The sequence below is a fragment of the Rhizobium sp. 01T417 genome, from assembly GCF_056398905.1.
Genome location: NZ_JBFTQH010000001.1, coordinates 366,889 through 388,631, shown reverse-complemented (window position 1 = coordinate 388,631; position 21,743 = coordinate 366,889). Strand labels below are relative to the sequence as shown.

Genomic DNA, 21,743 nt, shown 5'->3' with positions numbered 1-21,743 from the left:
GGAAAAGCCCATGGAACGCATTACCATCGACGTTGTCTCGGACGTCGTCTGCCCGTGGTGCTATCTCGGTAAGGCCCGGCTCGAGCTTGCGATCGCTGAAGTTCAGGACGAGGTCGGCGTGGATATCAACTGGCGCCCCTACCGCCTCAACCCCGATTATCCGCCTGATGGCGTCGACCAGAAGAAGGCGCTGGAGGAGAAGCTTGGCGGTGCCGAGCGCGTTGCCCAAGGACACAAGATGCTGACTGAGCTTGGTCGTGAAGTCGGCATCAAGTTCGATTTTGACGCGATCAAGATCGGCCCGAATACGCTGGATGCGCATCGCCTGATCCATTGGGCAATGGTTGAGGACCGCGACAAGGCGGACAAGGTCGTCAACGAACTGTTCAAGGCGAACTTCGAGGAAGGCCGCAATGTCGGCGATCATGCCGTGCTGCTCGACGTTGCCGAGAAGGCAGGCCTTGACCGCACGGTCACTGCGTCGCTGCTCGCCTCCGATGCCGATAAGGTCCTGGTGGTCGAAGAGATCGAGGCGGCGCAGAAGATGGGCGTGAACGGTGTGCCGTTCTTTATCTTCGATCAGCAATACGCCGTCAGCGGCGCTCAGACGCCGGACGTTCTGGCAGGCGCGCTTCGCGACATCGCCAAGGCGAAGGCGGAAGCGCGCGCCGGCATGAACTGAGCCCTTACCCCTTCGCCATTTCCGCAAGCTGCGTCATGATAACGGCTGCGCCCTGCAGCCGCTTTTCCGGCGTCGGCAGATCGCGTGTGAGGAAGACGCTCTGGTCCGGCCGAATCTTTGCCATGGTCCCCTGCTTGGCGATGTAGCCAACCAGGTTCGCTGGATGCGGAAACTCCTTATTGCGGAACTGGATGACCACCCCCTTGGGACCTGCATCCAGCTTCTCCACGTTGGCGACCCGGCAGAGCGATTTCACATACACGATCTTTAGAAGGTGCTGGACCTCGATCGGCATGGGGCCGAAGCGATCGATCATTTCTGCGCCGAAGGCATCGATTTCCTTCAGTTCCGTGATCTCGCCGAGGCGGCGATAGAGTGCCATGCGCAGATGCAGGTCCGGCACGTAACCGTCGGGGATCATCACCGACGTGCCCACAGAGATCTGCGGCGACCAGCCGGTATCCTGGATTTCGTCGACGCCCTTCACCTCGGCCACCGCCTCTTCCAGCATCTGCTGGTAGAGCTCGAAGCCGACCTCCTTAATGTGGCCGGACTGCTCTTCGCCGAGCAGGTTTCCTGCGCCGCGGATGTCGAGATCGTGGCTGGCCAACTGGAAGCCGGCGCCGAGCGTGTCGAGCGACTGCAGCACCTTGAGGCGCCGTTCCGCCGTCGCCGTCAGCACCTTGTTGACCGGCAGCGTGAAGAGCGCAAAGGCGCGCACCTTCGAACGTCCGACGCGACCACGCAGCTGGTAGAGCTGCGCCAGGCCGAACATGTCGGCGCGGTGCACGATCAGCGTATTGGCCGTTGGCACGTCGAGTCCCGATTCCACGATCGTCGTCGACAACAGCACGTCATAGCGGCCCTCGTAGAAGGCGTTCATGATGTCCTCAAGCTCGCCGGCGGGCATCTGGCCGTGCGCGACCGCGACCTTCAGCTCCGGTACATCCGACCGCAGGAAGGCATGCACATCCTCCAGATCGGCAAGCCGCGGGCAGACATAGAAGCTTTGGCCACCGCGATAGTGCTCGCGCATCAGCGTTTCGCGGATGACAAGCGAATCGAAGGGCGAAATGAAGGTGCGAACCGCCATGCGGTCGACCGGCGGCGTCGTGATCAGCGACAGCTCGCGCACCCCAGTCATCGCGAGCTGCAGCGTGCGCGGGATCGGTGTCGCCGAGAGCGTCAGCACATGGACATCGCTTTTCAGCTCCTTCAAGCGTTCCTTGTGCTTGACGCCGAAATGCTGCTCTTCGTCGATGATCAGCAGCCCGAGATTGGCAAACTTGATCCCGGCACCAAGAAGCGCATGGGTGCCGACGACGATATCCGTCTTGCCCTCTGCTACTTCCTTCTTCGTTAACGCCAATTCCTTCGACCCGACGAGGCGTGAGGCTTGCTGGATGCGAACCGGCAGGCCGCGGAACCGCTCGGCGAAGGTCTTGAAGTGCTGGCGCGCTAGCAGTGTGGTCGGCACGACGACGGCAACCTGTATGCCGTTCATCGCCGCAACGAAGGCAGCACGAAGCGCCACCTCAGTCTTGCCGAAACCGACGTCGCCGCAAACGAGGCGATCCATCGGCCGACCGGCTCCAAGGTCGGAGCGCACAGCCTCGATGGCATTATCCTGATCCTCCGTCTCGTCGTATGGGAAGCGCGCGGCAAACTCGTCGTAAAGCCCTTCCGGCGTCGTTAGCACGGGCGCATGCCGCGTCAGTCGCTCAGCTGCGATACGAATCAGCGCATCCGCCATATCGAGCAGCCGCTTCTTAAGCTTGGCCTTGCGCATCTGCCATGCGCCGCCGCCGAGCTTGTCGAGTTGCGCTTCCGTCCCCTCTCCGCCATAGCGCGACAGAAGGTCGATGTTCTCGACCGGCAGGAACAGCTTCGCGTCGTCTGCATATTGCAGTTCGAGGCAGGCATGCGGTGCGCCCGCCGCTTCGATCGTTCTCAGGCCGACAAACCGACCGATACCGTGCTGTGCGTGGACGACGACCGAACCTTCGTCGAGCCCGGCAACTTCGGAGATGAAATCGGCGGCGCGCTTGCGTCGCTTCGAACGCCGCACCATGCGGTCGCCGAGAATGTCCTGTTCGCCGATGACGACGAGATTGCCGACTTCAAATCCGGATTCGAGGCTGAGCACGCCGGCAGCCGCCTCGCCTTTGGCAAGGCCATCCATCTCCTTCAGCGCGCCGACCGGCTTCACGCGCTCGAGCCCGTGTTCGCTCAGCACCTGCAGCAGACGCTCCAGCGAACCTTCCGACCAGGCGGAAATCAGGACCTTCGCGCCAGCCGAGCGCTTGTCGGCAATATGCTTCACGACAGCGTCGAACACATTGATCCGCTCGGCATTGCCGCCACCCTCGGCATTCGAGCGTGCCCAGCGCTCGCCTTGCCGCGCGTCGAGATTGATCACACGCCGCGCCTCTCCCTCATGCTCGTTAAAGGGCGAGATTCGCATCGCGTTGAACGCGTCGAGCGTGCTGGCGAACGTCTTTCCGTCCAGGTAGAGTTGGCTGGGCGTCACGGGCTTGTAGGGTGTCCCTTGCGCCATCTGTCCCTTGCTGGGCTGCCCGGAACTGACGCGGGCGTCATAGTAGTCGAAGACGAGCTTGGACCGTTCCTCGGCGGCCTGGCGCACAGTATGATCGGTGACCATCCGGAAGTCTTTGAGATAGTCGAATACCGTCTCCAGCTTCTCGTAGAAAAGCGGCAGCCAATGCTCCATGCCTGGGTAGCGTCGGCCCTCCGATATGGCGAGATAAAGCGCATCGTCGCGTGTCGCCGCGCCGAAGGAAGAGAGGTAATTCTTCCGGAAACGGCTGATCGTACCGGGCGTCAGTGTGACCTCGCTCATCGGGTTGAGGTCGAGGGAGCGCACCTGCCCTGTGGTGCGCTGACTTGCCGGGTCAAAGCTTCTGATGCTTTCCAGCGTGTCGCCGAAGAAATCGAGGCGAACAGGCTCCTCGGAGCCCGGCACGAAGACGTCGAGAATACCGCCGCGCACCGCATATTCGCCGACCTCGCGAACCGTTGCGACGCGGTCGAAGCCGTTGCGTTCAAGGCGCCCGGCAACATCGTCCATGCGCACCGTATTTCCGGGGCGAGCTGAGAAGGCAAGGCTTTCGATAATCTCTTGTGGGGCGACTTTCTGCAGCATTGCATTGACTGTCACCAGCACGATCGCGGCATGTGGCTCCTTCTGATGCGCGATCAGGCCGCCCAGCGCCGCGAGACGGCGTGCCGACGTATCGGCGCTCGGGGAAACGCGGTCGTAAGGAAGACAGTCCCAGGCCGGCAAGGTCAGAACCGGGATCTCCGGCACAACGAAGCCCAGCATCTGCTCAAGGTCCACCATCCGCTGGCCGTCGGAAAGCACGTAAGCGACCGGCTCTCCGGCGCGCGCCAGATCGGCCAGCAACAATGCTTCCATACCTGTCGGCACATTGCCGATTGTCAGCGGCTCGGCGACGGCTGACAGCTTCCTTACGTCAAAACCTGAGGTCATTAGACATTCCTGGGCAGGGCGTCGGCTGGATATTCGAAATCGGGCTTGTAAGCGGCAAGGCGCGCAAACATCGGCGTCTGGAAACGCTCAGGCACCGGCCATGTTCCCATGATCCAGCGCACGAGATCGTTGTCCTCTTCGGCCATGATGGTTTCGAACTCGTCGAGTTCGGTCTCGGACAGGGTGGCGATCTCCTTCTCGGCGAACTGCCCGAAGACCAGATCCATTTCGCGGATGCCGCGATGCCAGCAGCGAAAGAGGATTCGGCGGCGGCGCGGATCAAGATCGGCGCTCGAGAGTGACACACCCGTCATGGCTTTACCTTCCTGTTGATGCGCCTCTATAGACCCTCGAAAGCAGCTTGTCAGCCTTGCCAAGGCCGCATTGTTCATCGCATTTTGCGGCCATGCGCCCAGCCATTCTCGATCCGCTGTTTTCGCCCGTTTCCGCCCTGCCCGGCGTCGGCCCAAAGATCGCCGAATTGCTGGTGAAGCTGCTTGGGCGCGAGACGCCCGAAGATACGCGCGTCGTCGATCTGCTGTTTCATGCGCCGCACTCGCTGATCGACCGTCGAAACCAACCGGGTATCGCCCGCGCCCCGCAAGGTGCAATCGTCACCGTCACGGCGCGGGTCGATCGTCACCAGGCGCCGCCGCGCGGCAAGAGCAACATTCCGTATCGCGTCACGCTGCACGACGAAACCGGCGAACTGACCCTTGTCTTCTTTCGCGGCCAGGCGGCTTGGCTGGAAAAGCAGCTGCCGTTGGACGAGGAGGTAACCGTCAGCGGCAAGATCGACTGGTTCAACGGTCGCGCGTCGATGGTCCATCCCGACTACATTGTGAAGGCCAGCGAAGCCGAGAACCTGCCCCTCGTCGAGCCGATCTATCCGCTCACAGCTGGTCTTTCGCCGAAGACATTGCGCAAGATCATCGAAGCGGCGCTGCCGCGCGCGCCGGAAATGCCGGAATGGATCGACTTCGCTCTTGCGCAAAAGCAGGGTCTGCCCTCGATATCAGACGCTTTCCATGGACTACACGAACCGCGCGATCCCTCGGATATCGATGCACAAGCCCCTGCCCGCCGCCGGCTTGCCTATGACGAGTTTCTCGCGGGCCAACTATCGCTGAGCCTCGTTCGCCAACGATTGCGCAAGGTTGCCGGCCAGCCCGTACACGCCACCGGTCAAGTCAGCAGGCAGATCCTGCAGGCTCTGCCGTTTTCGCCGACGAACAGCCAGAATGCGGCGGTCGCCGACATCCTGAAGGATATGGCCGGCGAGGACCGCATGCTCCGCCTTCTTCAAGGCGACGTTGGCTCCGGTAAGACCCTGGTTGCCCTCATGTCGATGGCAGCCGTGATTGAAAGTGGCGGTCAGGCCGTCCTCATGGCGCCGACGGAAATTCTAGCCCGCCAGCACCATGCGACGATCTCCAAATTTGCCGCTTCCGCAGGCCTCGGAATCGAGGTTCTTACCGGCCGCACCAAGGGCCGCGAACGTGAAGATATTCTCGAGAGGATCGCATCCGGAGAGGCGCAGATCGTCATCGGCACCCACGCCCTCTTCCAGGACAGCGTCAACTACCGCAACCTCATGTTGGCTGTCGTCGACGAGCAGCACCGCTTCGGCGTCCACCAGCGCCTGCGGCTGACTGCGAAAGGCATCACACCTCATATGCTCGTCATGACCGCGACGCCGATACCGCGCACACTGGTGTTGGCTGCCTTCGGCGACATGGACGTCTCCAAGCTGACGGAGAAGCCGGCCGGACGGAAGCCGATCCAGACAATCACAGTGCCGACCGAACGTATCGGCGAGATCGTCGGGCGCCTTAAGAGCGCCTTGGCGGAGGGCAAGAAAGCTTATTGGATATGCCCGCTTGTAGAGGAGTCCGAGGAGAGCGACCTGATGTCGGTCGAGGAGCGTCATGCAACGCTCGTTTCGTCGCTCGGCGGCGCCATCGGCCTGATCCACGGCCGCATGAGCGGCCCGGAGAAGGATGCCGTAATGATGGCGTTCAAGAACAGCGAAATCCGCCTCCTAGTCGCAACAACAGTGGTGGAAGTCGGCGTCGATGTTCCCGATGCGACGATCATGGTGATCGAGCATGCCGAGCGCTTCGGCTTGGCGCAGCTTCACCAGCTTCGCGGACGCGTAGGGCGCGGTGACGAGGCTTCGACCTGCATCCTGCTCTACAAGGGGCCACTGGGCGAAACTGGTCATGCGCGCCTGTCGATCATGCGTGAAACGGAAGACGGATTTCGCATCGCTGAGGAAGACCTGAAACTGCGCGGCGAAGGCGAATTGCTCGGCACGCGCCAGTCGGGAACCCCAGGCTTTCGCATCGCGAGCCTCGAGGCACATGCCGACCTGCTGGAAATCGCCCGCCGCGATGCGGCCTACCTGATCGAGCGCGACCCCGATCTCACCAGCGAGCGTGGCAAGGCAGTACGCTCCCTGCTCTACCTTTTCCGCCGCGACGAGGCGATCCGCTTCCTGCATGCAGGGTGAGCCGAGCCCGGCCCACAGCGCGCCGAAACCGTCTTACAGCGTCCGGAACATCACGAGAGCGTCAACGTAGCCTTTTGTCGGGTGCTCGAAGGCGCCGGGCAAGCGGCCGACCGTCTCAAAGCCCAATGTTTCCCAGAGACGAACGGCGCGTTCGTTGGCGCTGACGACGAAGTTGAACTGCATCGCCCGGAAACCACGCTCGCGGGCGCGGACGAGCGAGTGCTCGTGCATCTGTCGCGCCACGCCCTTGCCTGCCGCGGCAGCAGCGGTCATGTAGCCACAATTGCAGACATGTGCACCACCGCCCGCCTGGTTGGCGCGGAGGTAATAAGTACCGAGGATCTCGCCACTTTCGTCTTCGGCGACGAAGGTCTCTTTGTCCGGCCCCAGCCAGTAAGTGAGGGCATCGGTCTGGCTCATGTCGCGATCGAGCGTGTAGGTCTCCCCCGCGCGGATCGTCGGCTCGATGATGGTCCATATGGAGGAACGGTCTTCCGCGGTGGCTGGTCTGATCAGCATTGCGTATGTCATCCTTCAACCGCCATCGCATGGCAACATGGCGGAACCAACAGACGTGATCTCGCGTACGGGCCAAGCAGGAGCGGAAGTTACATTTCGATCGGCGCCGGCAGCGGCTTGCGTGTCCGCTCCTGTTTTTTCATGCGCCCGGCAAGCTCTTCGGGCGTGACGAGACCACCTGAGATCAGGAGCTTCGCCGCGTCCTCCGGTGACATGTCGAGCGGCACAATCTTTTCGCGCGGCGTGAAGATCAGAAATCCGGCCGTCGGCACCGGGGTCGGCGGCAGGAACACGCAGACCATGTCCTGACCCATCGCCTTGAACTTTGTCGCGATCTCGCCTTTGGCATCCGTCGAAATGAAAACGAGCGCCCAGAGGCCGGGGCTGGGATATTCGATGAGGCCGACCTTCTTGAAGGAGTTCGTCTTGTCCTTCAGCACCGTCTCGAAAATCTGCTTCACGCTCTGATAGATGCTCCGCACCAGCGGCACGCGGCGAACAAGCGATTCGCTGAACTGAACGATGCTCTGGCCGATGAGGTTCTTGCCGAGGAATCCGATGAGCGTGATCGCGACGAGTGCTATCAGCAGGCCGGACCCTGGCACCGCAAAGTTAAGGTAGTTATCCGGGTCATAGCGCGCCGGTAGGTAGGGTTTGACCCAGCTATCCGCCCACCGCACGACCGACCACGTCAGCCAAAGCGTAATCGCGACCGGCGCACAAATAATCAGCCCCGCCAGGAAGTCGTTCCTAAGGCGAGTGGCTATAGGCAATCGGGGCAGTTTTTCCTTCATCGCGTACTGATAACTCCGTTGAGCAGGCCGGCTATCAGAAATCAGCTCCCCCGTGCTTTCCTATCAGAAAGCTGCCAGAAACTACCAAGCCATACAAGCCTCCTGGAGGCGAACAAGCGGTCACTCCACCGTGACCGACTTCGCCAGATTGCGCGGCTGATCGACGTCCGTGCCCATGAAAACGGCCGTATGATAGGCAAGCAGCTGGATCGGCAGGGAGAAGATCATTGGCGCGATGATCTCGTTGACATCGGGAAGCACGATCGTCGCCATAGTCGGCAACTTCGATGCCGCCGCGCCCGCCTCGTCGGTAATGAAGATGATGCGTCCACCGCGTGCGGCAACTTCCTGCATGTTCGAGACAGTCTTGTCGAAGAAGCGGTCAAACGGCGCAATCACGATAACAGGCATGTTTTCGTCGATCAGCGCAATCGGTCCGTGCTTGAGTTCGCCTGCGGCGTAACCTTCAGCATGGATATAGGAGATTTCCTTGAGCTTAAGCGCCCCTTCCATCGCAAGCGGGAAGCTCGTGCCGCGACCGAGATAGAGGACATCCCGGCACTTCGAAAGTTCGCGCGACAGGCTCTCCATCTGCGGCTGGATGAGGTTCAGCACGCGGCTCATGATGCGCGGCATTTCGGCGAGATGGCGGACCAGCTCCCTTTCCTGCTCTGCGCCGATCGTTCCCCTCGCCTTGCCTGCGCCGAGTGCGAGCGCGGCAAGGACGGCCAACTGGCAGGTGAAGGCTTTGGTCGAGGCAACGCCGATCTCTGGGCCTGCCATGATAGGGAAGACTGCATCCGCCTCACGGGCAATGGTCGATTCCTTGACGTTGACCACTGCGCCAATCTTCAGCCCGCTCTCCTTGCAGTAACGAAGCGACGCCAGCGTGTCCGCCGTCTCGCCTGACTGCGAGATGAAAAGCGCAGCCTGCGAAGGCGACAGAGGCATCTCGCGATAACGAAACTCGGAGGCGACGTCGATCTCGACGGGCAGACGGGCGTAACGCTCGAACCAGTATTTGCCTACAAGCCCCGCGAGATATGCGGTTCCGCACGCGGAGATCGCCAGGCTGGTGGTAGCCTTGAAATCGATCGCGTTGATGCTGTCGCTGATCGTGTTGCTGAAAAAATCTACGTAGTGGCTGAGGGCATGCGAGATGACCTCGGGCTGCTCATAGATTTCCTTTTCCATGAAGTGGCGGTGATTGCCCTTGTCCACCACATAGGCGGTCGTCTGTGATATCTGACGGGCGCGCTTTACCTCGTTACCTGCGAAGTCGAGGATTGTCGCGCCGTTTCGCGTAAGCACGGCCCAATCGCCATCGACGAGATAGGTGATCTCGTTGGTGAAGGGGGAAAGCGCAATCGCATCCGAGCCGAGGAACATTTCGCCGGAGCCATAACCCACGGCAAGCGGCGGGCCGGACCGTGCCGCCATGAGCGTGCCCGGATCGCTTTGGAGCATGATCGCAAGAGCATATGCGCCTGTTACCCGGTTCAGCATCTTTAGCATCGCGGCGCGCGGCTGGAGGCCGTCACGGAGATACTTCGCAATAAGATGGGCGACGACTTCCGTGTCGGTCTGCGTCCCGAAGACGGCCCCTTCGGCGATCAGCTCTTCACGCAGTTCGGAGAAGTTCTCGATGATGCCGTTATGGACGACCGCGACGCCCTCGACGAAATGCGGGTGAGCGTTGGTCTCGTTGGGAATGCCATGCGTAGCCCAGCGCGTGTGCGCAATGCCGATCGTTCCCGGCAGAGGGTCACCGTCCAGGCGCTTCTCGAGATTGAAGAGTTTACCCTCGGCGCGACGACGAGCCATCTCGCCGTTATGTATCGTCGCAACGCCCGCAGAGTCATAGCCGCGGTACTCGAGCCGCTTCAGCGCATCCACGAGACGCCCCGCAACCGGGCTGCTGCCAACGATTCCAACAATACCGCACATAAACACCCCCAAAGCCTTCTGTTCAGAGGCCACTCGTAACGATTCCGTCTTTTTTCTCAATGGCCTCGGCGGTCACTTTCGGTTTCCACGCGTTACGCGGAAGCCTATGGTTTGGCCTTCTTTGCAGCCTTAATCGCGAATGCGCGTTCGCGGAGCACGGCAGCCCTGCCCGGCTTCAGCTCCTGGTGCGCCCGGCCAAGGGCCAGCGCATCGGCAGGAACATCCGCAGTGATGACACTGCCAGCGGCTATGCAGGCACCGTCGCCAATGCTGACGGGCGCCACAAGCGAGGAGTTTGATCCAATGAAGGTGTTCGCGCCGATCAGCGTCTGATGTTTGTTTACGCCATCATAGTTGCAGGTGATCGTGCCTGCACCGATATTCGCGCCAGCTCCGACCTTCGCGTCGCCGATGTAGGTCAGGTGATTGACCTTGGCGCCCTCACCGATCTTCCCATTCTTGACTTCGCAGAAGTTGCCGACCTTCGAGCCGTTGGCGAGGTCGGCGCCGGGCCGCAAGCGGGCGAAGGGACCAACGATTGCGCCGGCACTGACATGCGCGCCTTCGATATGTGAGAAGGCATGAATGATTGCGCCGCCGTCGATCGTCGCGCCGGGACCGAATACCACATTCGGCTCGATCAGCGCGTCCTGCCCGATGGTTGTATCGTAGGAAAGAAACACAGTCTCCGGCGCGATCATCGTCACGCCTGATATCATCATCTCGTCGCGTCGGCGTTCTTGCCAGAGCCGCTCAATCACGGCGAGCTCCGCGCGATTGTTGCAGCCAGTCATCTCAATTTCAGGAGCATCGACAGCCGTAACGCGGCCCCCAATGGAGTGAGCGATTTCCACCAAGTCGGTCAGATAGTATTCGCCCTTGGCATTGGCGTTGCCGATGCGAGACAGGAGCTCGAGCGCCTTACGGCCGTTGATCGCCATCAGGCCGCTGTTGCACCATTTCACGGCACGCTCGGCATCGGCGGCATCTCGTTCCTCACGGATGGCGATCAGTTCGCCGTCCTTGACGAGCAGCCGGCCGTAGCCGGTCGGCTTGTCGGTGTGGAAACCGATGACTACGACATCGCTGCCCTCGGCAAGGCCCTGACGTGCTGCCTTGAGTGGCCCTTCGGTCTGCAACGGCACATCGCCGTAGGTCACGATGATATCGTCATATCCGCGAGCAATAGCATCGTGCGCTGCCAACACCGCATGACCAGTGCCGAGCCGCTCCTTTTGCAGATAGGTCTCGATTTTGACACCTTCGACCTCGGCCGCCTTCGCCACTTCGTCGGCGTCACGCCCAACGACCAGCGCGACCGATGAGATGTCGCTTTTTGCCACGGCATCCAAGACATGGGCGATCATCGGGCGGTTCGCGATTGGATGCAGCACTTTCGATTTCGACGACTTCATTCGCGTGCTGTCACCCGCAGCGAGAATGATGGCGAGGCAAGTGCGTTCCATGATGTGCTCCGAGAATCCGTTATGTGCGGCCTTTGCTGCCTCATAGCAGCAAGACAAAGGCAGGACAAAGATCAAAAATGGATCAGGCGGATTCTCTGCTCATCGCCGCATAGGCCTCGCGGACGTGATCCCGGCCGTCGACAATCACGGCCTCCATCGCTTTTCGAGCGCCATCGATGTCGCCGGCAACGATCGCCTCCACGATGCGCATATGCGTGTCCGCAATATCTGAGAAGCCGTTCTGCGAGGGGGGCGTACTGATACGAAACATCCCAACCAACGCAGCTTCGATCAAGCTCCCTAGTGTTCGCATGAACGGGTTGTGAGAGGCATCGGCTATGGCGAGGTGGAAATGCAGATCGGCCAAGGCGAGGCTTTCGCTGGTATGACCCGGGGCTGCCATCTCCGTCGCTAGCGCGCGCAGATTTTCAATATCCTCCTTGCTCGCCCGCTCCGCTACGAGACCCGCGGCAAATGGCTCGAAGGCCATCCGAATGTCGTAAAGCTGCAACAGGAATTCTTCCGTCACGCCACAGTCGAAATGCCAAGCTATGATCTCGCTGTCGAACATGTTCCAGAAGTTTTTCTTCGTCACGCGTGTTCCGACACGGGCCTTGGCGATGATCATGCCTTTTGCCGCAAGCGTCTTCATCGTTTCCCGAAGGACCGTCCGCGAGACCTTGAAGTGTTGCGCGAGTTCGGCATCGCCCGGCAGAATGCTTCCGACAGGATAGGTTCCGGCAACAATCGCCCTGCCAAGGCCATCCACGACCTGGGCGTGGCTCGTTCGCGATTTGCGCGCTGTTCTTCCGGTCTCAAGCAATCTGTTACGCAACGAATACCTCCCCGTTCAGGCATACCTCTTATTCATACTGGAAAGGAAGAGAATAACCTTCTGCATTAGAATAAATGCAAAAAGCAATAGGCCGATCAAGATCTTCGTCCACCAGCTCGACAGCGTCCCGTCGAAGGTGATGTAGGTCTGAATGAGGCCTTGTATCAGGATACCGATGAAGGTACCCGCTACGAATCCCGCCCCTCCGGTCAACAGCGTCCCCCCAATGACAACTGCTGCGATCGCATCCAGCTCAACGCCGACTGCTGCCAGAGAATAACCGGCTGACGTATAGAGCGAAAAAACGATTCCGGATAGGCCAGCAAGAAAACCGGATAATGCGTAGATCTGTATCGTGGTGCGGCCCACGGCGACGCCCATGAGTTGCGCTGTTTGCGAACCGCCGCCTAGTGCGTAGACATTGGTCCCGAAGCGGGTGCGGTGCGCCAGGAATATGCCGCCGACAAAGACCAGAAGCATGATGCCGCCGATCAGCGTCAAACGCCCCCCACCTGGCAGCTTGTAATAGAGGCTCGTCAACGTGGTGTAATAGTCGTGATTGATCGGAATGCTGTCGATCGACAGAACGAAAGCCATGCCACGCGCAAGAAACATGCCTGCGAGCGTCACGATAAAGGCCGGCATTTCCAGATAGTGAATGATAGCACCCATTACGGCGCCGAACACGGTCGTGATGATCAGGACCAATGCGAACGCGACGAGCGGATGGATGGTCGTGTTCTGGAGGACGACTGCCAGGAACACACCGGTAAACGCAATGACAGAGCCAATCGACAGGTCGATGCCGCCGGAGATAATGACAAAGGTCATGCCGACTGCTGCAATCCCGAGAAAGGCGTTGTCGGTCAAAAGATTGCCGATTACGCGGGTCGACAGAATATTGGGATACTGCAGCGTGCAGATCGCATAAGAGAGAACGAAGATCACGACCGTTGCCAGAAGCGGCAGATATTTCGAGTTCATTGAACCTGCCCTTCCGTGACGCGGCTCGATCGCCGGCTCAGGACCACGGCGGCCAATTGGACCGCAGGCGACTGAATGACGAGGATCACGATGACGATCACCGCCTTGATGATCAGGTTGAACTCAGGCGGGAAGCCCGAGAGAAGAATGCCAGTATTGACCGCCTGAATGATCATTGCACCGATCAGAGAACCCAGAATGCTGAAACGCCCTCCAAGCAACGAGTTGCCTCCGACCACGACCGCCAGGATCGCGTCGAGTTCAAGCCAGAGACCGGCATTGTTCGCATCTGCGCCCTTGATATCGGCTGCGACAATGATCCCGGCAATCGAGGCGCAAAGGCCGCTCAACATATAAACGGCCATCAGCAGCACAGGCGTGCGCACACCCGACAACGTGCTTGCACGTCGATTGATACCGGTTGCTTCAATCAGCATGCCAAGCGCTGTGCGTCTCACGAGGAGGATCACCAGGGCCCCCACGACCAGCCAGATGATAACGGGCATGGGTAGGAAAGCAAATGCGCCGCTGCCGAGTGCGATCAGCCCTTCATCGTTGAAGGTCATGATTACACCCTCGGTGACGAGCTGCGCGATCCCGCGTCCAGCGACCATCAGCACAAGCGTGGCGATGATCGGCTGGATGTTAAGCAACGCGACCAGGAATCCGTTCCATACACCGCAAAGCAGTCCGACGCCGATCGTTACCAGCAGCGTCGAAGCAAGCGAATGGCCGGACACGATGGATGATGCGGCAACCGCGCCGCAGATCGCGATCACGGCACCGACCGAGAGGTCAATCCCCTTCGTAGCGATCACGAGGGTCATGCCGATTGCCAACAAAGCGACCGGCGCGCCGCGGTTCAGTACGTCGATCAGGCTGCCGTAAAGCCGGCCATTCTGAATAACAACATTAAAAAACTGAGGGAACATAATGAAATTCAATAGGAGAATGACCGCAAGCGCGATAATTTGCGGCGCAAGCCGGGTCAACAAGGCATTGAGTGACGACTTCATGCGTCCTCCGTCTCTTTCTGGGCTGCGGCGATTGCGTCGACGATGCGCGCGGTGCTGACATTGTCACCTGTCAGCTCAGCGACATGTTCGCGGTCACGAAGCACCAAAATACGTGAGCTATAGGCGATAAGCTCTTCCAATTCCGAAGAAATCACGATCAGCGACATGCCATTCGCGCACAGTTCTTCGATCAAGCGGATGATCTCGGCATGCGCTCCGACGTCGATGCCGCGGGTCGGCTCGTCGAGAATGAGAAAGTCGGGATTGGTGGCCAACCAGCGTGCAAGGATCGCTTTCTGCTGATTGCCGCCTGACAGCAGACGGATGGGCTTTTCCCTGTCCGTCGTACGGATGTCGAGTGCGCTGATGTAGCGGTCGGCCAAGGCGTTCTGATCGGCGCGAGAAATCGGTCGGGCCCAGCCTCTACGCGCCTGCAGCGCCAACGCAATGTTCTCGCGAATGGACAGGTCGCCGATGATCCCGTCCGTCTTACGATCCTCCGGACAAAAGCCGAAGCCGTTGCGGATCGCAGCACGCGGGTTCGACAGACTAACCTGCCTACCGTCGACCTTAGCGGTTCCGCTGTCGGCATGCTCGATCCCGAACAGCAATTCGGCGGTCTCCGTGCGTCCCGACCCGAGCAAGCCGGCAACGCCCACCACCTCGCCGACACGGACCTCGAGATCGAACGGCTTCACCTTGCCGCGCTTGCCATAACCCTCGAAGCTGTATTTCACGGGACCGGCAGCAACGGAGTGCGCCCGGGCGGTGGCCTCGGCCTTTGCCAGTTCATGGCCGAGCATCATTGAAATCAGGCTCTGGCGAGACAGCTCGGATGTCTCACGGGTGCCGACGAGCTTGCCGTTTCGAAGGACCGTGATGCGGTCACTGACCTCGTAAACCTGTTCGAGAAAATGTGTAATGAAGACAATTCCAAGGCCGCGGTCTTTCAAGTCACGCATGATGCGAAAGAGCATCGCGACTTCTTGCGTGTCGAGGCTTGCGGTTGGCTCGTCGAGGATGAGAACTTTGCCGGATAAATCGACAGCCCGCGCGATCGCCACGACCTGCTGCACGGCGACCGAAAACCGATCGAGTTGCGCGGTCACATCGATGTCCATCCCATACTGATCAAGCAGCAACCGCGCCTGTCGGTTCATCGCACGCACATCGATCATGCCGAAACGCTTCGGCTGGCGGCCAAGATAGAGGTTCTCAGCGACGCTCAGATTGGAGAGGAGATTGACCTCCTGATACACAGTCCCGATGCCCAGTTTCTGAGCCGCGAGCGTATCGGACGGATTGATTTCAGCGCCGTCGAGAACGAGCCGGCCTTGGTCGCGGTGGTAGGCACCGGTGATGCATTTGATCAGCGTCGACTTTCCTGCGCCGTTTTCGCCGAGAAGCGCATGCACCTCGCCCTTACGCAGCGAGAAGTCGACCTTATCGAGCGCAATGGCACCCGGGAAGAATTTCGAAATACCGGAAGCGGCTAGAACGGTCTCAAAATCGTGAATCATGAGTGCGGCTTTTCCTGATACAGACCTTGCGGTGCCGCGGCATTGAAGGACATGAGGTCCTGATTGGCAGGCGGCAGTTCCGCACCGGTCCATGATGGACCGGTGCGGTTCGAGCGTCAAAAATCAGTAGCCGAGGTTCTTCTTCGACTCGTAGACCTTCGTCGGGTCGTCAGCCGGCGTGTAGAGCTTGGATTCCGTCTGGATCCACTTCGCCGGAGCCTTCTTGTCCTTCAGGTATGCGTCGAGGACGTCGAATGCGGGACCAGCCATGTTCGGCGTGAGTTCCACGGTCGCATTTGCTTCGCCGGCTGCCATGGCCTTGAAGATATCTGGCACGGCGTCGATCGAGACGACCAGAATGTCCTTGCCCGGCTTCAGACCGGCTTCCTTGATCGCCTGGATGCCGCCCACGGCCATGTCGTCGTTGTGAGCGTAGAGGGCGCAGATATCCTTGCCGCCGTTTTCGGCCTTCAGGAAGCTTTCCATGACTTCCTTGCCCTTGGTGCGGGTGAAGTCACCGGTCTGGCTGCGAGCGATCTTGAAGTTTGCCTTGCCGGCGATGGCTTCTTCGAAGCCCTTCTTACGAGCGATGGCGGGGGAAGAGCCGGTCGTTCCCTGGAGTTCGACGATCTTGCAAGCCTTGTCGCCGACGGTCTTTACCAGCCAGTCGCCGGCAACCTTGCCCTCATGAACCTGATCCGAAGTGACAGCGGTCAGGTAGAGGTCTTCAGGCGCCTTGATCGTCCGGTCGAGCAGTATTACGGGGATTTCAGCTTCCTTTGCTTCCTTCAGAACAGCGTCCCAGCCGGTCTCGACGACGGGCGCCAGGAAGATAGCGTTGACGCCCTGGGCGATGAAGGAGCGGATCGCCTTGATCTGGTTTTCCTGCTTCTGCTGAGCGTCAGCAAATTTCAGGTCAACGCCACGCTTCTTGGCTTCTTCCTTCGTGACGGTCGTTTCAGCAGCGCGCCAACCCGATTCAGAACCGATCTGCGAAAAGCCGACGACCAGTTCCGCAGCCGATGCAGAACCGAACATGCAGGCAGCCAGAATCGTAGCACTCAAGAGTGCAGTCTTCAATTTCATTATATCCTCCCAAAGCCGCCTCCACGCGGCACACCGAGAAAAAATCATATAGTATTACTTTTGTAAATGCACTTTCTGGTATGCGGTGCAAATAAAAAAAGGCGCTCAAAACGAGCGCCTTTTCGCACGTGCTAATTGCCTGACGAAATCACTTCGGCAGCTTGTCGTCGACGCCTTCGACGTAGAAGTTCATGCCGAGCAGCGTGCCGTCGTCAGCCTTTTCGCCAGCCTTCAGCCACGGGGTGCCGTCCTGCTTGTTGATCGGGCCGGTGAAGGGGTGAAGCTCGCCCGACTTGATCTTGGCTTCGGTATCCTGAGCCATCTTCTTCACGTCGTCAGGCATGTTGGTGTAGTCGGCCATCTTGAGGATGCCGTCTTTCAGGCCGTCCCAGCTCTGCTCGGACTTCCAGGTGCCGTCGAGCAGCGCGTGAACGCGCTTGGAGTAGTAGTTACCCCAGGTGTCGACGATCGCGGTCAGCTGAGCCTTCGGGCCGGCTGCGATCATGTCGGAGGCTTGGCCGAACGCATGAATGCCGCGTTCCTCGGCAACCTGCATCGGAGCGGTGGTATCCGTGTGCTGCGTCAGCACGTCGACGCCCTGGTCGACCATGGCCTTTGCTGCATCGGCTTCCTTGCCCGGGTCGAACCAGGTGTTCACCCAGATGACCTTCAGCTTGAAGTCCGGATCGATGGAGCGGGCACCCTGTTCGAAGGCGTTGATGCCCATGACCACTTCCGGGATCGGGAATGAGGCGATGTAAGCAGCACCGTGGTTCTTCGACGTCTTGGCTGCGATCTGGCCGAGGATGTAGCGCCCTTCGTAGAAGCGCGAGTTATAGGTCGCGAGGTTCGGGCCGGACTTGTAGCCGGTGCCGTGTTCGAACTTCACGTTCGGGAACTTGGCGGCGACCTTCACGGTGGCATCCATGAAGCCGAAGGACGTCGTGAAGATCAGCTTGCAGCCCGAACGCGCCAGACGCTCGATCGCACGCTCGGCGTCGGGGCCTTCCGGTACGTTTTCGAGGTAGGGCGTGTCGATCTTATCGCCGAATTCCTTCTGGATCTGCTGGCGACCGAGATCGTGAGCCTGGGAATAACCACCGTCCGTGTGTGACCCAACGTAGACGAAGCAGACCTTGGTCTTGTCAGCGGCCTGCGCGGACGAACCGACGCTCAGGACCGCGGCAGCTGATGCGGCAAATGCAAATGCGAGTTTTTTCATGATAACCCCTGTTAGTTTGTAATTTCCGGAAGCGCGTCTCATTCTTCTGTTTAGCGCTCCGGCACGAACGGTTTTCCCAGCGACGCAGGCGTGTTGATCAACGTCGTACGGCGATTATGAGAAATGATGACAAGGACCACAATAGTGGCAGCATAAGGGAGCATCGACAGAAATTGGGCCGGAATTCCAACGCCAAAAGCCTGTGCATGAAGCTGCAAGATCGTGACCGCGCCGAAGAGGTAGCCACCCGCAAAAACCCGCCATGGACGCCAGGATGCGAAGACGACGAGGGCGAGTGTGATCCAGCCACGGCCGGAAGACATGTTCTCCACCCATTGCGGCGTATAAACGAGGGAAAGCTGCGCTCCGGCGAGCCCCGCGCAGGCACCACCGAACATCACGGCGAGGTAGCGCGTGCGGATGACCCTGATGCCGAGAGCGTGCGCTGAACCGTGACTGTCGCCGATCGCGCGCAGCTTCAGGCCGGTGCGGCTGCGGAACAGGAACCAGCTCACGCCGAAGAGCAAAGCCAGCGACAGGTAGAATGTCAGATCCTGCCTGAACAGGACGGATCCGATGAGCGGAATGTCGGAGAGGTAGGGAATGACGATCGGCGCGAGGCGAACGCCCGGTACGCCAACATAGCCCTCACCCAGCATTCCCGACACCCCAAGGCCGAGGATCGTCAACGCCAGGCCAGTCGCCACCTGGTTTGCGACCAGCGTGAGGGTAAGGAAACCGAACAGCAGTGAAAACAGTGCGCCGGCGACAATGCCGCCCAGCAGCCCGATATAGGGAGACCCCGAAATCTGAGCGCTGGCGAAGGCCGCGACGGCCCCCATGATCATCATGCCCTCGACGCCGAGATTTAGAACACCGGATCGTTCGGCGACGAGTTCGCCCAAGGCTGCAATAACGAGAGGTGTGGACGCTGTGATGACGGTCAGCAGAATAGCTTCGAAGATGCTCACGCGACGCCTCCCCGGACCCGCAACCAGACGATACGGATCTTGTAGTAGATGAGCGTGTCGCAGGAGAGCACGAAGAAGAGCAGCAAGCCCTGGAAGACGCGGGTGACCTTGTCGGATACGCCGAGCGAAAGCTGCGCCGCCTCGCCGCCGAGGTAAGTCAGCGCGAGCACAAGGCCGGATGCGATGATGCCGAGTGGGTTCAGGCGTCCGAGAAACGCAACAATGATCGCCGTGAAGCCGTAGCCTGGAGAAATCGCAGGCTGCAGGTGTCCGATCGATCCCGATACTTCGGAGATGCCGGCAAGTCCTGCAAGTGCCCCCGAGAACAGAAAGCTGAACCAGATCATCTTCTTGGACGAAAAGCCGGCGAAGCGCCCTGCCCGCTCGGACTGGCCGAGCACCACGATCTCGAATCCTCTCAGCGTGTATTTCAGCATGAACCAGACGAGAAGCGCTGCGACAATCGCGAACACGAATGCCCAATGGGCGCGGCCCGACTCTTCCCAGATCGCCGGCAGTGTGGCTTCGGGTGGAAACGGCACGCTTTCGGGAAAGTTGAAGCCTTGCGGATTGCGCCAGGCGCCGCGGATCAGCCAATCCAGAAACAGCTGCGCAATATAGACAAGCATTAGGCTCGTCAGGATTTCGTTGGTATTGAAATGCGCCTTCAGCAGCGCTGGAATGGCCGCAAACAACGCACCGCCGATCGCACCCATGACAAGCATCAAGGGCAGCACGAGAGGCGAGTGCCATTCTGTAAACACGATCGGCAGGATCGAGCCAGTTATCGCGCCGATCGTAAATTGACCCTCGGCGCCGATATTCCAGTTATTGGAACGATAGCAGACCGCCAACCCGACGCCGATCATGATCAGGGGCGCTGCCTTAACGGCAAGCTCATGCAGCGACCAGACTTCCAGCAAGGGTTCGAGGAAGAAGGCATCCAGCGCTTCGACGGGGTTCTTGCCCAAAATGGCGAACATGATCCCGCCGGCAATCAGCGTCAGCACCAATGCCAGTAACGGTGAGACGAAACCATAGAGCTTCGACGCTTGCGGCCGCTTCTCGAGCTCAATGCGCATTGGCCGTCTCCGACGCGGTCTTGCCTTCGTGCAGGCCGCCCATCAGAAGGCCAATCTTCTCTCGAGACAGTTCTCCCGCCGGGAAGGGTTGCGAAAGTCGCCCCTCAGAAATCACGGCAATCTCCGTTGCGACTTCAAATATTTCGTCAAGATCCTGGCTGATGACGACGACTGCCGAGCCGTTGCGCGCCAGATCGACGAGGGCCTGACGAATGCGACTCGCGGCTCCCGCGTCGACGCCCCACGTCGGCTGATTAACAACGAGAACCGCCGGTTGTCGGTCGAGTTCACGCCCAACGATGAACTTTTGCAGGTTTCCGCCAGAAAGCGATCCCGCCGCAGGGTCCTCTCCGCTCTTGCGCACGTCCATCGCGTCGGCAATCCGCTTTGTCGCGGTCTTGACGGCACCGCGACGGATCACCTTGAGAAAAGAACCACCGAGGAAGCCCCTGCGGTCGGATTGGCTTCGCGCCAGCACAAGGTTGTCGGAAAGCTTCATGGCGGAGACGGCCGCATGGCCATGGCGTTCTTCCGGCACGAACCCGGCGCCAAGCAGACGCCGTGCCGTGATACCCTGGGTGCCCACCGCCTTCTTGCGGATGGTGATCGCATCCGGCGAGCTCACGGGATACTCTCCAGAGAGCGCATCGAAAAGTTCGCCCTGGCCGTTGCCGGCGACACCCGCAATCGCCAGGATCTCACCCGACCGAACCGTCAGGGATACGTCCTTGAGGGGCATGGCAAAGGGCGTGCGGGCGGAGACGGAAAGATTGCTGACGGAAAGCTGCACGTCGCCCTTGTTGCCGCGATCGGGATGAGTGACGGTTGCGACGTCGCTGCCAACCATCATGCGGGCAAGCGAGGCAGGCGTTTCCTGGCGTGGATCACAGGCGCCGGTGACGCTTCCGTTGCGCAACACGGTCGCCCGGTCGCAGATGCGCTGGACCTCCTCGAGCCGATGACTGATGTAGAGGACCGATTTGCCCTCCGCCTTCAGCTTGAAGAGTGTTTCGAAAAGCTTGTCGGCCTCCTGCGGCGTCAGCACCGAAGTCGGCTCATCGAGGATAATGAGTTTGGGGTTTTGCAGCAGCGCACGCACGATCTCGATGCGCTGGCGTTCGCCGACGGAAAGATCGGCGACGTGGGCATGAGGGTCGAGCGGCAATCCATAGGCGCGCGAGAGCGCCCTTGCTTCTTCCGCAATCCTGCCGATCGGAATGCTGTCATCAAGGGAAAGCGCGATGTTTTCAGCAACCGTCAACGCCTCGAAGAGCGAGAAGTGTTGAAAGACCATGCCGATACCGAGCTTGCGGGCATCACCCGGCGAACCGATCGAAACCGGCTGGCCCTCCCACAGGATATGGCCCTCGGTCGGTTCGAGTACGCCGAACAGCATCTTGACGAGCGTCGATTTGCCGGCGCCGTTTTCACCAAGGAGAGCATGGATTTCGCCGTGGGCGATATCGAGGTCGATGTGGTTGCAGGCAGCAAAGCTGCCGAAGAGTTTCGTCAGTTGCTGGACAGACAATAACGCGCCGGAACCCGGCACATCAGATAACGACACGTTCCCCTCATTTCTCTCTGCCGACCCTGCCC

General features: G+C 60.0%; 17 protein-coding genes. 2 read left to right on the top strand and 15 right to left on the bottom strand.

All coding sequences use genetic code 11. From position 1 onward, the window contains the following. The first annotated feature begins 10 nt into the window (after window positions 1-10). Window positions 11-682 carry a DsbA family oxidoreductase gene (locus tag AC1DPR_RS01880; protein WP_477815666.1) on the top strand — a complete coding sequence of 224 codons (672 nt, stop codon included), beginning with the start codon at window positions 11-13 and terminating at the stop codon, window positions 680-682. A 4-nt stretch (window positions 683-686) separates the two neighbouring features. Here AC1DPR_RS01880 and mfd read toward each other — a convergent pair whose 3' ends face one another. Together mfd and AC1DPR_RS01870 are read right to left on the bottom strand one after the other, a co-directional pair. Beyond that, window positions 687-4,193 (bottom strand): transcription-repair coupling factor, encoded by a 3,507-nt coding sequence (mfd, locus tag AC1DPR_RS01875; RefSeq protein WP_477815665.1) that lies wholly within the window; start codon window positions 4,191-4,193, stop codon window positions 687-689. Beyond that, complete coding sequence (locus AC1DPR_RS01870; RefSeq protein WP_477815664.1) at window positions 4,193-4,507, bottom strand: FAD assembly factor SdhE; 315 nt, start codon at window positions 4,505-4,507, stop codon at window positions 4,193-4,195. The genes mfd and AC1DPR_RS01870 overlap by 1 nt, the downstream gene beginning before the upstream one ends. A gap of 92 nt (window positions 4,508-4,599) precedes the next feature. Between AC1DPR_RS01870 and recG the strand changes: the two genes are divergently transcribed. Further along, window positions 4,600-6,705 carry an ATP-dependent DNA helicase RecG gene (gene recG / locus AC1DPR_RS01865; RefSeq protein WP_113470411.1) on the top strand — a complete coding sequence of 702 codons (2,106 nt, stop codon included), beginning with the start codon at window positions 4,600-4,602 and terminating at the stop codon, window positions 6,703-6,705. Window positions 6,706-6,738: 33 nt separating this feature from the next. On the opposite strand, the gene AC1DPR_RS01860 is transcribed toward recG, so the two are convergent. From AC1DPR_RS01860 to AC1DPR_RS01800, 13 genes are all read right to left on the bottom strand, one after another. Beyond that, window positions 6,739-7,224 (bottom strand): GNAT family N-acetyltransferase, encoded by a 486-nt coding sequence (locus tag AC1DPR_RS01860; RefSeq protein ID WP_018855026.1) that lies wholly within the window; start codon window positions 7,222-7,224, stop codon window positions 6,739-6,741. A gap of 89 nt (window positions 7,225-7,313) precedes the next feature. After that, window positions 7,314-8,018, bottom strand: coding sequence for a DUF502 domain-containing protein (locus tag AC1DPR_RS01855; RefSeq protein ID WP_018855025.1), 705 nt, complete (start codon window positions 8,016-8,018; stop codon window positions 7,314-7,316). A 120-nt stretch (window positions 8,019-8,138) separates the two neighbouring features. After that, the gene (glmS, locus tag AC1DPR_RS01850; protein WP_477815663.1) at window positions 8,139-9,965 is read right to left on the bottom strand and encodes a glutamine--fructose-6-phosphate transaminase (isomerizing); all 1,827 of its coding nucleotides are present in this window, start codon (window positions 9,963-9,965) and stop codon (window positions 8,139-8,141) included. Window positions 9,966-10,069: 104 nt separating this feature from the next. Continuing rightward, complete coding sequence (gene glmU, locus AC1DPR_RS01845) at window positions 10,070-11,431, bottom strand: bifunctional UDP-N-acetylglucosamine diphosphorylase/glucosamine-1-phosphate N-acetyltransferase GlmU (protein ID WP_477815662.1); 1,362 nt, start codon at window positions 11,429-11,431, stop codon at window positions 10,070-10,072. An 82-nt stretch (window positions 11,432-11,513) separates the two neighbouring features. After that, complete coding sequence (locus AC1DPR_RS01840) at window positions 11,514-12,266, bottom strand: FadR/GntR family transcriptional regulator (protein WP_025660978.1); 753 nt, start codon at window positions 12,264-12,266, stop codon at window positions 11,514-11,516. A 15-nt stretch (window positions 12,267-12,281) separates the two neighbouring features. Next, a complete protein-coding gene (yjfF, locus tag AC1DPR_RS01835; protein WP_018855021.1) occupies window positions 12,282-13,250 on the bottom strand; it encodes a galactofuranose ABC transporter, permease protein YjfF in 969 nt (322 codons plus the stop codon). Beyond that, window positions 13,247-14,266: an ABC transporter permease gene (locus AC1DPR_RS01830; RefSeq protein WP_477815661.1), complete on the bottom strand. Its 1,020-nt coding sequence runs from the start codon at window positions 14,264-14,266 to the stop codon at window positions 13,247-13,249. Before AC1DPR_RS01830 ends, yjfF begins: the two co-directional genes overlap by 4 nt. Next, entirely contained in the window at window positions 14,263-15,786 is a 1,524-nt protein-coding gene (gene ytfR, locus AC1DPR_RS01825) for a galactofuranose ABC transporter, ATP-binding protein YtfR (protein WP_113470414.1), read from the bottom strand. The genes AC1DPR_RS01830 and ytfR overlap by 4 nt, the downstream gene beginning before the upstream one ends. 123 nt (window positions 15,787-15,909) lie before the next feature. Beyond that, the gene (ytfQ, locus tag AC1DPR_RS01820; protein ID WP_018855018.1) at window positions 15,910-16,872 is read right to left on the bottom strand and encodes a galactofuranose ABC transporter, galactofuranose-binding protein YtfQ; all 963 of its coding nucleotides are present in this window, start codon (window positions 16,870-16,872) and stop codon (window positions 15,910-15,912) included. A 148-nt stretch (window positions 16,873-17,020) separates the two neighbouring features. Then, window positions 17,021-18,094, bottom strand: coding sequence for a BMP family ABC transporter substrate-binding protein (locus tag AC1DPR_RS01815; RefSeq protein ID WP_018855017.1), 1,074 nt, complete (start codon window positions 18,092-18,094; stop codon window positions 17,021-17,023). Between the two features lie 50 nt (window positions 18,095-18,144). Next, on the bottom strand, window positions 18,145-19,065 hold the full coding sequence (locus AC1DPR_RS01810) for an ABC transporter permease (protein ID WP_018855016.1): 921 nt from the start codon (window positions 19,063-19,065) through the stop codon (window positions 18,145-18,147). Next, a complete protein-coding gene (locus AC1DPR_RS01805; RefSeq protein ID WP_025660975.1) occupies window positions 19,062-20,147 on the bottom strand; it encodes an ABC transporter permease in 1,086 nt (361 codons plus the stop codon). The genes AC1DPR_RS01810 and AC1DPR_RS01805 overlap by 4 nt, the downstream gene beginning before the upstream one ends. After that, window positions 20,137-21,711: an ABC transporter ATP-binding protein gene (locus AC1DPR_RS01800; RefSeq protein WP_026371498.1), complete on the bottom strand. Its 1,575-nt coding sequence runs from the start codon at window positions 21,709-21,711 to the stop codon at window positions 20,137-20,139. Before AC1DPR_RS01800 ends, AC1DPR_RS01805 begins: the two co-directional genes overlap by 11 nt. Between the last annotated feature and the right edge of the window lie 32 nt (window positions 21,712-21,743).

Coding starts and splice junctions, on each gene's coding strand:
- mfd (WP_477815665.1), bottom strand. CDS start 4,193: ATGACCTCAGGTTTTGACGTAAGGAAGCTGTCAGCCGTCGCCGAGCCG.
- yjfF (WP_018855021.1), bottom strand. CDS start 13,250: ATGAACTCGAAATATCTGCCGCTTCTGGCAACGGTCGTGATCTTCGTT.
- AC1DPR_RS01870 (WP_477815664.1), bottom strand. CDS start 4,507: ATGACGGGTGTGTCACTCTCGAGCGCCGATCTTGATCCGCGCCGCCGC.
- AC1DPR_RS01815 (WP_018855017.1), bottom strand. CDS start 18,094: ATGAAAAAACTCGCATTTGCATTTGCCGCATCAGCTGCCGCGGTCCTG.
- AC1DPR_RS01860 (WP_018855026.1), bottom strand. CDS start 7,224: ATGCTGATCAGACCAGCCACCGCGGAAGACCGTTCCTCCATATGGACC.
- AC1DPR_RS01830 (WP_477815661.1), bottom strand. CDS start 14,266: ATGAAGTCGTCACTCAATGCCTTGTTGACCCGGCTTGCGCCGCAAATT.
- recG (WP_113470411.1), top strand. CDS start 4,600: ATGCGCCCAGCCATTCTCGATCCGCTGTTTTCGCCCGTTTCCGCCCTG.
- ytfR (WP_113470414.1), bottom strand. CDS start 15,786: ATGATTCACGATTTTGAGACCGTTCTAGCCGCTTCCGGTATTTCGAAA.
- glmS (WP_477815663.1), bottom strand. CDS start 9,965: ATGTGCGGTATTGTTGGAATCGTTGGCAGCAGCCCGGTTGCGGGGCGT.
- AC1DPR_RS01880 (WP_477815666.1), top strand. CDS start 11: ATGGAACGCATTACCATCGACGTTGTCTCGGACGTCGTCTGCCCGTGG.
- AC1DPR_RS01855 (WP_018855025.1), bottom strand. CDS start 8,018: ATGAAGGAAAAACTGCCCCGATTGCCTATAGCCACTCGCCTTAGGAAC.
- glmU (WP_477815662.1), bottom strand. CDS start 11,431: ATGGAACGCACTTGCCTCGCCATCATTCTCGCTGCGGGTGACAGCACG.
- ytfQ (WP_018855018.1), bottom strand. CDS start 16,872: ATGAAATTGAAGACTGCACTCTTGAGTGCTACGATTCTGGCTGCCTGC.
- AC1DPR_RS01805 (WP_025660975.1), bottom strand. CDS start 20,147: ATGCGCATTGAGCTCGAGAAGCGGCCGCAAGCGTCGAAGCTCTATGGT.